The 12,226-nt window shown below is 47.9% G+C and carries 11 protein-coding genes; 4 read left to right on the forward strand and 7 right to left on the reverse strand.

Annotated elements, in window-relative coordinates:
- The first annotated feature begins 61 nt into the window (after window positions 1-61).
- Window positions 62-1,135, forward strand: coding sequence for a tRNA (adenosine(37)-N6)-threonylcarbamoyltransferase complex transferase subunit TsaD (gene tsaD / locus C2759_RS08605; protein WP_215354712.1), 1,074 nt, complete (start codon window positions 62-64; stop codon window positions 1,133-1,135).
- A gap of 16 nt (window positions 1,136-1,151) precedes the next feature.
- Here tsaD and folE2 read toward each other — a convergent pair whose 3' ends face one another.
- Genes folE2 through xseB form a run of 4 tightly spaced genes read right to left on the reverse strand, consistent with a single transcriptional unit; the run spans window position 1,152 to window position 5,084 of the window.
- The gene (gene folE2 / locus C2759_RS08610) at window positions 1,152-1,979 is read right to left on the reverse strand and encodes a GTP cyclohydrolase FolE2 (protein ID WP_215354715.1); all 828 of its coding nucleotides are present in this window, start codon (window positions 1,977-1,979) and stop codon (window positions 1,152-1,154) included.
- A gap of 25 nt (window positions 1,980-2,004) precedes the next feature.
- Window positions 2,005-3,909 carry a 1-deoxy-D-xylulose-5-phosphate synthase gene (gene dxs, locus C2759_RS08615; RefSeq protein WP_215354717.1) on the reverse strand — a complete coding sequence of 635 codons (1,905 nt, stop codon included), beginning with the start codon at window positions 3,907-3,909 and terminating at the stop codon, window positions 2,005-2,007.
- A 16-nt stretch (window positions 3,910-3,925) separates the two neighbouring features.
- The gene (locus C2759_RS08620; RefSeq protein WP_215354720.1) at window positions 3,926-4,828 is read right to left on the reverse strand and encodes a polyprenyl synthetase family protein; all 903 of its coding nucleotides are present in this window, start codon (window positions 4,826-4,828) and stop codon (window positions 3,926-3,928) included.
- A gap of 22 nt (window positions 4,829-4,850) precedes the next feature.
- Complete coding sequence (xseB, locus tag C2759_RS08625) at window positions 4,851-5,084, reverse strand: exodeoxyribonuclease VII small subunit (protein WP_046330712.1); 234 nt, start codon at window positions 5,082-5,084, stop codon at window positions 4,851-4,853.
- 162 nt (window positions 5,085-5,246) lie between these two features.
- Between xseB and C2759_RS08630 the strand changes: the two genes are divergently transcribed.
- Window positions 5,247-6,353, forward strand: a complete 1,107-nt coding sequence (locus C2759_RS08630) for an aromatic ring-hydroxylating dioxygenase subunit alpha (protein ID WP_215354723.1) — start codon at window positions 5,247-5,249, stop codon at window positions 6,351-6,353.
- 38 nt (window positions 6,354-6,391) lie between these two features.
- Window positions 6,392-7,222: a sulfurtransferase gene (locus C2759_RS08635; RefSeq protein WP_215354725.1), complete on the forward strand. Its 831-nt coding sequence runs from the start codon at window positions 6,392-6,394 to the stop codon at window positions 7,220-7,222.
- Here the strand turns inward: C2759_RS08635 and C2759_RS08640 are convergent.
- Genes C2759_RS08640 through polA form a run of 3 tightly spaced genes read right to left on the reverse strand, consistent with a single transcriptional unit; the run spans window position 7,219 to window position 11,736 of the window.
- Window positions 7,219-7,992: a ZIP family metal transporter gene (locus C2759_RS08640; protein WP_215354728.1), complete on the reverse strand. Its 774-nt coding sequence runs from the start codon at window positions 7,990-7,992 to the stop codon at window positions 7,219-7,221. The two genes, C2759_RS08635 and C2759_RS08640, sit on opposite strands and share 4 nt — an antisense overlap.
- A 5-nt stretch (window positions 7,993-7,997) precedes the next feature.
- Window positions 7,998-8,894 carry a dienelactone hydrolase family protein gene (locus C2759_RS08645; RefSeq protein WP_215354731.1) on the reverse strand — a complete coding sequence of 299 codons (897 nt, stop codon included), beginning with the start codon at window positions 8,892-8,894 and terminating at the stop codon, window positions 7,998-8,000.
- A gap of 16 nt (window positions 8,895-8,910) precedes the next feature.
- Window positions 8,911-11,736: a DNA polymerase I gene (polA, locus tag C2759_RS08650; protein ID WP_215354734.1), complete on the reverse strand. Its 2,826-nt coding sequence runs from the start codon at window positions 11,734-11,736 to the stop codon at window positions 8,911-8,913.
- 81 nt (window positions 11,737-11,817) lie between these two features.
- On the opposite strand from polA, the gene C2759_RS08655 reads away from it, so the two are divergent.
- A complete protein-coding gene (locus C2759_RS08655) occupies window positions 11,818-12,225 on the forward strand; it encodes a hypothetical protein (RefSeq protein ID WP_251366956.1) in 408 nt (135 codons plus the stop codon).
- Window position 12,226: the final 1 nt, after the last annotated feature.

The raw sequence follows: 12,226 nt of genomic DNA on the forward strand, positions 1-12,226 counted from the left end.
TATGCTCGAAAAATATCGATAAATTAACTGAAATGCGATTCTAGCACGACCAAGCAAAAAAATGATTGTTTTAGGCATAGAAACTTCTTGCGATGAGACCGGGGTAGCCCTTTATGACACTAGCTCCTGGGAAAACCATGCCCCAGCCCATCAGGGCATCCTAGGACAGGCACTGCACTCCCAAATTGCCATGCATCGAGACTATGGCGGCGTTGTTCCAGAATTGGCCTCTAGAGACCACATCAGACGGGTTTTACCCCTTCTGGATGACACTTTGCATGAGGCTGGGCTTAAATTAAAGGATATTGATGCCATCGCCTATACCCAGGGCCCCGGATTAGCTGGCGCCCTGCTTGTGGGCAGTGCTTTTGCCAAATCCCTAGCCCAGGGGCTCAATTTACCCTCGATTGGGGTGCACCACCTTGAAGGACACCTGCTGTCACCGCTTTTAGGGGTTTCTGTACCGGAATTTCCTTTTATCGCCCTCCTAGTCTCCGGTGGACATACCCAGCTCATGCTGGTGAGCGGAGTCGGTAAGTACCAACTTCTGGGTGAAACCTTGGACGACGCTGCGGGTGAGGCATTTGATAAAACAGCCAAATTATTAGGCTTGGACTACCCAGGCGGTGCCGCCATCTCCAAATTGGCAGAAAAAGGGCAAACCGGAAGATTTGATCTGCCAAGACCAATGCTGCACTCAGGCGATTTGGACTTTTCTTTCTCTGGACTCAAAACGGCGGTTCTGAACCAGGTGAAAAAATTTGAGGCGCTAGGCATTACCGATTCCGATGAGATTGCCACTTTTCATGCTGATCTTGCACGCAGCTTTGTCGATGCCCTAGTTGCAGTACTAGTGAGTAAATCAGAGAAAGCACTAAAACAAACTGGCTGCAAACATCTAGTGCTAGCAGGTGGCGTGGGCGCCAATTTGCAATTACGCGCAGCTCTGAATGCCAGCGCCAAGAAGAATCGATTCGAAGTGCACTACCCACCAGTCGATCTATGTACTGATAACGGCGTGATGATTGCATTTGCTGGAGCACTGCGCATGTTGGCAGAAAATAATGGCTCTACAACTTCAGGCGCTTTTGATATCAAACCCCGCTGGGATTTGGCGAGCAATAATCTTACTTAGATTATTGCTGAGCTTATTACTTAGTCATACTAATTTTGGCGTAGGCACTGTGGTTATGAATCGACTCAAAGTTCTCAGCCTCAACCACTAAAGACAAAATACGCTGATCGCCTTTAAGCTGGCCCGCTACATCGCGCACTAAGTCTTCCACAAACTTCGGATTGTCATAAGCGCGCTCGGTAACCCACTTCTCATCAGGTCGCTTGAGTAAGCCCCACAACTCACTGGAGGCTTGGCTCTCAGCTGCTGCAACTAAATCTTCTACCGTCATCTTAGTTTGCGAATCCAGCTCTACTGACATGGTCACGTGCGAGCGTTGATTGTGAGCACCATACTCCGAAATCTCTTTAGAGCAAGGGCATAGACTCATCACTGGAACTAGAGCGCGCAGATTTAACTGAACATCAATTGCACCAGATGCATTTTGTTTTGCTTTTGCAGTCCAAGTCACTTCGTAGTCCATCAAGCTTTCAACACCGGATACAGGTGCGGCTTTTTTTACGAAGTGGGTGTAGGTAAATTGAATGCGGCCATCAGTGGCATTGAGCAGTGGCAACATCTCACGCACCATGACAACAACGGATGCGCTATCAATAGGCTCATTGTGTTTTTGCAAGAGCGCAATGAAGCGAGACATGTGAGTGCCCTTCACATGCGCAGGCAAAGCCACATCCATTTCAAAATGGCCAACCGCTGGCATCACACCCGTCTGAGTGCGAATATTCAATGGATGACGTAATCCCCGAATCCCCACTTGCTCAATTGGTAAAGCGCGCTCATCATGCGAAGACTGGATGTCTGGCATGGATTGCGGTTTGAGAAAGGCTGTGTTGATGTCGTTCATGGCTCTATTTTCAGGCAAAAATGACTTATTTGCCTACAGCCACAGGATTTGTTGCAGTTTTAACTGGAAAACGCAGGGAAATAGCCTTTGCAATCCCCGCAACGTCCAATCCACACTGACTCATCAAGAGTTTGTAATCGCCATGCTCCACGAATACATCAGGTAGACCTAATTGCAAAAGGGGTTTGTTTATCCCCATGGCAGAAAGCGCCTCTAAGCACGCACTGCCTGCACCACCCTGAATGGCACCATCTTCAATCGTCACAAAATAATCATGCTCTTGCGCCATAGATTTGAGAAGCTCAAGGTCCAATGGTTTAACAAAACGCATATTGGCAACTGAGGCATCTATTTGTTCAGCCACTTCAAGTGCTGGATAGAGCAGGGTTCCAAAAGCCAAGATTGCTATACGCTGACCGGCAGGCGCACTCGACTGACGACGTACTTCACCTTTACCTAATGGCACAGTACGTAATTCTTTGGAAGGAATCGTTCCAACACCAGCACCGCGTGGATAGCGCACTGCGCTAGGGTGCGGCTGATGATATGCAGTAGTCAATAAATCACGACACTCCGCTTCGTCTGCCGGTGTCAAGACCAACATATTCGGAATGCAACGTAAGAACGGAATGTCATACGCACCAGCATGGGTTGCGCCATCCGCGCCAACTAAGCCAGCACGATCCAATGCAAACAAAACCGGCAAATCCTGAATCGCGACATCATGAATCAGTTGATCGTAGGCGCGCTGCAAGAATGTTGAGTAAATAGCCACTACTGGCTTCATACCTTCACATGCCATACCAGCAGCGAAAGTCACTGCATGCTGCTCAGCAATACCAACATCGTAATAACGTTTAGGGAAATTCTTTTCAAACTCCACCAGACCCGAGCCTTCACGCATTGCTGGCGTAATACCAATCAATAGTGGATCGGCGTGCGCCATATCGCAAAGCCACTCACCGAACACTTGAGTAAAGGTTTTTGGCGAAGGGCTAGTGGACTTCTTGACACCCTCTTCTGGATTGAACTTGCTTGGCCCGTGATACAGCACTGGGTCTGCTTCAGCCAGCTCATAGCCTTGACCTTTGCGAGTGACTACATGTAAGAACTGGGGACCGCGCCCCTCGAGCGCTAAGCGGCGTACGTTTTGCAACATCGGAATGAGGGCATCTAAATCATGACCATCAATTGGGCCGAAGTAGTTAAAACCAAACTCTTCAAAAATAGTGGATGGAGAAACCATGCCCTTAGCATGATCCTCTAAGCGTTTAGCAAACTCACGCAAAGGCGGCGCAATGGATAGAACGCTATCGATACCCTTCTTGGTTGCAGAGTAAATATTGCCACTTAATAGTCTAGCGAGGTGTCGATTAAGTGCACCTACTGCTGGCGAGATCGACATGTCGTTGTCATTCAGGATGACTACTAACGGTAGATCTTCATACACGCCCGCATTATTCATGGCTTCAAATGCCATTCCACCCGTCATGGCGCTATCGCCAATCACGGCAACGGCAACTTGCTTTTCACCCTTAGTTTGGAAAGCACGAGCCATGCCCATCGCCGCAGAAATACTTGTTGAAGAGTGGCCGGTACCAAAGGCATCGTATTCACTTTCAGCGCGACGCGGAAAACCTGACAAGCCATCCAACTGACGCAAGCTACCCATTCGCTCACGACGACCAGTCAAAATTTTGTGTGGATAACTTTGGTGACCCACATCCCATACAATCCGATCCCGCGGCGTATCAAATACATAGTGCAAGGCAATGGATAACTCGACCGTACCCAAGTTAGAAGAAAGATGTCCGCCCGTCTTAGATACTGAATCCAACACAAACTGGCGCAACTCATCTGCAAGCGCAGGCAGTTGCTCACGAGAGAGTTTTTTGAGATCTGCAGGGGAATGAATGGAATTTAAAGTCATCAAATCTTTAGTAATCTTATTTACCTCTATTAACCACTAATAGAGCCAAATCTTTCAGGGCTTGGGCTTTAGCGCCAAAACTCTCTAAGCTGGCAATTGCCGTTTCTTGTAAATCGGTTGCCGCTTTCTTGGCATAGTCTAAACCCATCAAGGTCACATAGGTGGGCTTGTCGTTGGCTGCGTCTTTTCCTGCGGTTTTACCCAAAGTTTGACTATCTGCAGTGACATCCAAAACATCATCCACAATTTGAAAGGCCAGGCCTAAAGCTTCAGAGTAATTTTGGAGATGCTGCATTTGAATCGAATTGAGCTTGGCAGCAATGCCGCCCATCTGCACTGAACAAGAAAGCAAAGCGCCTGTTTTCATCGCATGCATTTGTTTTAAGCCTATGAGATCTAATTTTTTACCCACACTCTCCAAATCAATTGCCTGACCACCAGCCATACCGCGCGAACCAGACGCACTAGCCAACGCGCTGATCATTGCCAAGCGCGTGCTCCCATCGCACTGCGTATTTGCCAAAACCTCAAATGCACGAGTTTGTAATGCATCGCCAACCAATAAAGCAGTCGCCTCGTCATAAGCCTTATGCACAGTAGGACGTCCACGACGTAAATCATCATCATCCATACAAGGCAAATCATCGTGCACCAAGGAGTAGGCGTGAATACATTCGATTGCAAAGGCAGCAGAATCTAGGGCATTATTTTTCTCTTCGCCGGAATCATCACCTAGCTCACCAGCCGCATAAACCAATAAAGGACGAATACGCTTACCGCCACCTTGAGCGGCGTAACGCATGGCTGCGTGCAAACGTGCAGGATTAGCATTCGCAGCATCGAGCAAACTCTCGAGAACCAATTCAGTTCGCTGCCCGTGAGCACGAACCCAATCTTCAAATGAAAGTGCGTGGTTCATAAAGACCAAGTCTCAGAGGGGCTTAGGCCTCAAATACCCGAACTTGCTGCTCAACTTGAGCAAGCATAGCCTGGCAATGTTTTAGAAGTGCTGCACCACGCTGATAAGCCAAAAGCGTCTCTTCCAAAGAGAATTTGCCTGATTCCATATCCGAAATCAGCTTTTCCAGCTCCTTGACAGCCTGTTCATAACGCAAATTAGGGTCGATTTGCAGCTCAAGACCGGGCTTCTGATCTTCAGATTTCTTCGCTGGCATTGGCTTATTTCCTTCAAATTTCTTAGAGATGTAGCCCCCTATATTAAAGCGAGATGAGGGTCAGATGGGTATAATCGCTTCCTTCCTTTCCAATATCGATCCGTCGATGGTTGGATTGGTTATTCCGCTTAGCTTCGGCTGACGTTTTCGGGGGTGGGGAGAATGACTAATCTGGCTACCGCGCAGCAGCTTGCGCCGTCCAACTTACAACTGCCGGTTTCGGCCTATTTTGACGTTGATCTCTATCAGCGTGAAATTGAACTGCTTTTTAAGCAGGGCCCGGGCTATGTTGGTCACGAACTCATGGTTCCCGAGATGGGCTCCTACCAAACTTTGACATCCGAGAATGAAGGCCGCCTATTGGTTCGAAACCAAGCCGGCGTTGAACTCCTCTCTAATGTCTGCCGCCATCGCCAAGCACTCATGCTCAATGGCAAAGGCAAGGCAGACAATATTGTTTGCCCCCTGCACCGCTGGACCTACGATTTAAACGGTCAACTCATGGGCGCACCCCATTTTGAAGATAAGCCTTGCCTTAATCTCGGTAAATCACCTTTGCAGAATTGGCAAGGACTCTTATTTGAAGGTCCACGTGATGTGCGTACCGATCTTGCCAAGCTTGGCGTAGCTGATGATCTCAACTTTGAAGGCTACGTTTTAGATCATGTTGAGGTCCATGAATGCAATTACAACTGGAAGACTTTTATTGAGGTCTATCTTGAGGACTATCACGTAGTGCCCTTTCATCCAGGCTTAGGTAAGTTTGTTTCTTGCGAAGACTTGCGTTGGGAATTTGGTGACTGGCACAGCGTGCAGACGGTTGGTATTCACAAGAATTTAGAAAAGCCTGGCTCGCCCGTGTATCAAAAGTGGCATGAAGCAGTGTTACGCCATCATGGAGGTAAGACTCCGCGCCATGGCGCCATCTGGCTTACCTACTACCCTAATGTGATGGTCGAATGGTACCCCGGTGTTTTATGTGTTTCCACCTTACATCCAATGGGTCCTAATAAAACACGTAATGTGGTGGAGTTTTATTACCCTGAAGAAATCGCGCTCTTTGAACGCGAATTCGTAGAGGCAGAGCGTGCAGCCTATATGGAAACTTGTATTGAGGATGATGAAATTGCGGAGCGTATGGATGCTGGTCGCGCCGCTCTGTTAGCTCGTGGTCAAAATGAAGTGGGTCCATACCAAAGCCCCATGGAAGATGGCATGCAGCATTTTCATGAATGGTACCGTCGCGCCATGAACTATCAAGGCGCATAATTAAGCAACATCAATCTCATCCTCAATAGGAAACCATCATGACGCCTCTCATTACTGCAAACCAGTTAGAAGAAATCATTAATAGTGGTGAGAATGTTTTACTGTGCGATTGCCGCTTTGATTTAGTCGATCCGCTAGCTGGTCGTAATTCTTATTTAGAAGGCCATATTCCAGGCGCACTCTTTGTCGACCTAGACCACGATTTATCTGGTGAAAAGACGGGCAAGAATGGTCGTCACCCACTTCCCACCCCAGAAGCCTGGGCGCAAACCAAATCTCGCTTAGGCATTGACTCCAATACCCTAGTGATTGCCTACGATAATCAGGGCTCTGTATATGCCAGTCGCCTTTGGTGGATGCTCAAAGCTACTGGCCATGCCAATGTTCAAGTATTGGATGGCGGTCTAGATGCTTGGAATGGACCCATCGGCACCATGCCACGCGAAGCAAATCCAACAACAACGCCAGTACCCACAATGCCTTACGTTGGCTTAGTAACAGTAGAAGAGGTAGTTCACAATCTCAAAGCCAAAACGAATGTCATTATTGATGCTCGTGCAAATGATCGCTTCCATGGTCAAAATGAAACCTTAGATCCTATTGGTGGACATATCCCTAACGCAATTAATTACTGTTTTAGAGAAAATCTTTCCAGAAAAAGTTTTAAGGCTCCAGATCAACTTTTCAAAGACTTTGTAGATCTTCTGGGCTCAACCAAACCCTCTGAGGTGATTCATCAATGTGGCTCTGGAGTTACGGCCTGCCATAACTTACTAGCCATGGAACTAGCTGGCCTCAAGGGCTCACGTGTATACGCAGGTAGCTGGAGCGAATGGTGTGCCGACCCAAGCCGACCAGTAGCTCTTTAATGCAAGAGTGACAGCAGAATTACCAAGCCAACGCCACAAGCAATCAAAATCGTTTGACGTAAGGACTCCGCCCAATGTGGGCGCCGGTGCATTTGTGGAATCAGATCACTCACTGCAATGTAAATAAAACTACTTGATGCGATGACTAGTAAATACGGCATTGCCGCATGCGCCCTCTCCAAAAAGAAGTACGCCAAGACACCCCCGAGCACCGCAGCTAAGCCACAAATTAAGTTGTACATCAAAGCACGAGTGCGAGTAAATCCAGCATTCAACAGTACGATGAAATCACCAATTTCTTGTGGAATCTCGTGAGCAATGATGGCGATCGCCGTAAAGATGCCTACCTGGTAATCCGCCATAAAGGCAGCGGCAATCAAAACACCATCAACAAAATTATGTATGCCATCGCCGACCAAAATCATCCAACCACTGCGACCCGCCACTTCTGCATCATGACCATGGTGATGATCATGACCATCTCCTTCGTGATGATGGCTATGGCGCAATAAAGAAATTTTCTCAAGCAAGAAAAAGCCTAAGAGCCCTGCAAGCAAGGTAGCAAACAACAACTGAGGGTTCACACCCGGCATCGTGAATGCTTCAGGTAACGAATGCAGTAAGGCGGTGGCCAGCAAAATACCCACTGACACACTCACCATGCTGTGAACCATCTTTGATAACAAAGACAAAGAAAAACTTGCGGCAATCAGAACGCTAGTTGTTCCCGCTAGCGCTGTTACCAACAAGATACTTTGCAGTACTGACATGGAAATTAGGCAACCCCGTTTTGTTTAAACCAAGCAATACATTTTTCCCAACCATCTTTTGCAGGACCTTCGCGATAAGTAGCTCGGTAGTCTGCATGGAAAGCATGCGGTGCATCAGGATAGATCTCAAAACGAGAGGCTTTAGCTGCTGGATTTTTGGGGGCTGCTTTTGCAAGTGCTTCACGCATTTGCTCAACACTCTCTAGGGAGATGCCAGTATCAGCGCCGCCATACAAGCCAAGCACTGGTGCCTTGAGATCAGCAGCAATATCGACTGGGTGGCGCGGATTGCCTTCCGTTTTCTCGCCAATGACACGACCATACCAAGCTACGCCAGTCTTAACCTGAGGCAGTGTGGCCGATAACCAAGTAATGCGACCACCCCAGCAAAATCCAGTAACGCCAACTTTTTTCAAGTTGCCACCATTCTTACCGGCCCACACTAAGGCTGCTTGTAAGTCATTGAGAACTTGAGTATCTCCCGTTGGGGCAACGATATTTTTTTGAATCTCGGCAATGGTGCCATAAGTATTCGGATCGCCAGCACGAGTAAAGAATTCTGGGGCAATCGCCAGGTAACCCAATTTAGCAAAACGTCTAGTGACGTCTGCAATGTATTCGTGCACACCAAAGATTTCACTGGCAACAATCACAATCGGCAAATTACCTGTGGCTTTTTCTGGACGTGAAACATAGGCAGGCATCTGAAAACTGCCTACCGGAATCATTTGCTCGCCCGCCTTAATGCCGGCGAAATCCGTTTGGATCGCTGCGGCCATAACTGGCTCAGAAGCGGCTACAAAACCAATTCCCATAGTTGTTGCTGTGATAGCGGAGGCTTTCATAAAACCTCTTCTATCGCTAGACACCCTGCTTGAACCCTGATCTTTTTTCGTTGTCATCTCTTAGTCTCCTAATTTAGTGCGCTTCTTCCCAATTATCGCCAATCCCAATACCAACCACCAAAGGAACCTTTAGCTCAGCTACCTTACACATTAAATCAGGTAGTTTTGCTTGCAAAAGCTCCAGCTCATCTAGCGGCACATCAAATACCAGCTCATCGTGGACCTGTAGGAGCATGCGGGTCTTCAGCTGCTCTTGTTCTAACCAGTTTTCGACCGCAATCATGGCCAATTTGATCAGGTCGGCCGCAGTTCCTTGCATTGGCGCATTAATTGCAGCCCGCTCAGCTCCTTGGCGGCGCGGACCACTCCCCTTGATTTCTGGGAGCCATAGACGCCTACCAAAGACCGTCTCGACATAACCATTCTCTCTGGCCTCCAAGCGAGTGCGCTCCATATACTGAGCCACTCCCGGATAACGATCAAAGTACTTAGCAATGTAGTTTTGGGCTGCTGAGCGCTCAATACCCAGATTACCAGCTAGACCAAAGGCACTCATGCCATAAATTAAGCCAAAGTTAATGACCTTGGCATAGCGACGCTGCTCTGAATTAACGCTTTCTAATGGCACTCCAAAAATCTCAGCAGCGGTAGCTTGGTGAACGTCTTTACCAGCAGCGAATGCAGCTAATAGGTTTTCATCCTCAGCAATGTGCGCCATGATGCGCAATTCAATTTGAGAATAGTCGGCAGAAAGCAACTTACAACCTTCAGCCGGAATGAACGCTTCTCGAATGCGACGGCCCTCTTCCGTGCGCACAGGAATGTTCTGCAAGTTCGGATCGCTTGAAGCCAAACGCCCAGTCACCGCAGTCGCCTGAGAAAAACTCGTATGCACTCGTCCCGTTTTAGGATCTGCCATACGTGGGAGCTTCTCGATATAAGTCGACATCAATTTAGCGAGACTGCGGTAATCCAAGATACGCGCAGGTAAGGGATAGTCTTCTGCCAACTTTTGCAGCACTTCCTCATCAGTCGATGGCGCACCCGATGGTGTCTTTTTAATTACGGGGAGCTCTAACTGCCCAAATAAAATCTCTGCGATCTGCTTGGGGGATTGGATATTAAATGGTTGTCCAGCAAGCTTATGAATCTCACCCTCTAGGGCTAACAGACGTTTGCCAACTTCTTGACCTTGCTGAGATAGCAAAGCAGAGTCAATCCGAATCCCATTACGCTCCATGATGCCCAGGACCCGCATTGCTGGCATCTCGATATTTTCATAAATATAAAGAAGGCCAGGGCTTGCCTGAATTTGTGGCCACAATACATGGTGTAACCGTAGAGTAATGTCAGCATCTTCTGCTGCGTAGTCGGTGGCGATTTTCAGATCTACTTGATCAAAGCCAATCTGGTGGACACCCTTACCGCATACCTCTTCATACTTAATAGTCTTCATGCCGAGATGTCGCTCGGCTAAGTTATCCATGTTGTGAGGCATATGCGATTCGAGCACATAAGATTCCAACATGGTGTCAAAAGTAATGCCTTGCAAAGCAACGCCATAGTTCGCAAAGATATGGCTGTCGTACTTGAGGTTTTGCCCTAGCTTTAAATTAGTCGCGCTTTCTAGCCAAGGCTTCATGCGCGCCAAAACCAGTTCGCGACTGAGCTGAGCTTCTCCATTACGATGCGCTACCGGTATATAACAAGCCTCTCCAGGAGTGACGCAAAGCGAAATACCGACAAGCTCTGCAGCCAGCGCATCTAAGCTAGTGGTCTCGGTATCAACTGCCGTAAGAGCAGCAACTTCAATTTTTTTAATCCAACGGTCCAGCGCTATTTCATCAACTACACACTCATAGTGTTTTGCAATCGCTCCTTGCAGATCGGTTGTTTCTTGCGATAAGGCAGTTGTCGCTTCTGTAGCAGTGGGGCCAAATTTCTTGACTGCAGCTTTTACATTTTCTTCGGCAGTATTTTTGATGGGGCTACCAGCCAAATCAAAATCGCTGCCGGTCTCAGGAGCTGCACCACTTAACTGCCTCTCCACATCACGTAACCAAGTCTTAAATGCATAGCGCTCAAACAACTCACGCAAGAGCGGTGCATCTTCAGGTTTCGCATGCAGATCATCTAAGCCTGGAAGATGTGGCGATAAATCACAATCGGTTTTAACGGTAATGAGCTGTCGTGCTTGTGGAAGCCACTCCAAACTATTTCGTAAGTTTTCACCTACAACACCTTTTACTTGATCAGCATTCGCCATCAAATTATCTAAATCACCAAACTCAGCCAACCATTTGTTTGCTGTTTTAGGGCCGGCCTTAGGAACGCCCGGTACGTTATCAACCGTGTCGCCAATGATGGAGAGGTAATCTACGATGCGCTCTGGTGGTACGCCAAATTTTTCAATCACACCATTGATATCCAACTTCTCATTGGTCATCGTATTAATTAAGGTGACAGAAGCATTCACCAACTGGGCCAAATCTTTATCGCCAGTAGAAATAATCGTTTCCCAACCAGCTTGGGTGGCTTGACTAGCCAAGGTGGCAATCACATCATCGGCCTCAACCCCAGAAACCATTAATACCGGCCAGCCCAAGGCTTTCACCATGGCATGGATCGGCTCAATCTGCTTTACCAAATCCTCAGGCATGGGGGAGCGATGCGCTTTGTATTCGGGATACATTTCATCCCGGAAAGTCTTACCTTTGGCATCAAAAACACAGGCAATGTGGTCAGCCTTGAGTTCTGAGCGGGCTCGGCGCATCATATTCACCATTCCATAGATGGCTCCCGTTGGGTCACCTGCCCCATTTCTGAGGTCTGGCATGGCATGGAAGGCGCGATAGAGGTAGCTAGAGCCGTCTACCAACAAGAGTCTATGTTTAGTCATACCGCAATCGTACAATCTAGTTGCTAACTGCCTACAGATCAGGTTCAAATCCTCCTGAAAAGAGGCCTAAAAAGGTGAAAAATGATGCATGCACTAACTAACTTACTCCACTCTTCTTTGAGCCAAACCCTTGTTCTGACAAGCTTTTTAGTGGCTTTTGCCTCTTTTAGCCTCAATTCAGCACACGCTCAAAACAATTCGCAAGCGCTCAGCCCCTCTGAGTTGCAGCGCATTAATAATCAACCTTTAGCGCCTGCAGTGAGCGCATCTCAAGCAACCAGCGCGCCTGAAAGTCGTAAACCGAGCTTTCAACACAAAGAAGCTACTGGTACTGAAATTACCGAGTACAAAGATACCAATGCGCCCACCCAGGTGGATGTGAAGACTCGCTATACCAGCTACGAAATGGCACCTCCGGCAACAGTCATGCCTGGTGTACCAAAAGAAACTGACCTGATCAGCGTCCCGAGTATCCGAGTTCCTTTTTAAT

Source organism: Polynucleobacter sp. MG-Unter2-18 (genome assembly GCF_018687675.1).
In the GTDB taxonomy this organism is placed as follows: domain Bacteria; phylum Pseudomonadota; class Gammaproteobacteria; order Burkholderiales; family Burkholderiaceae; genus Polynucleobacter.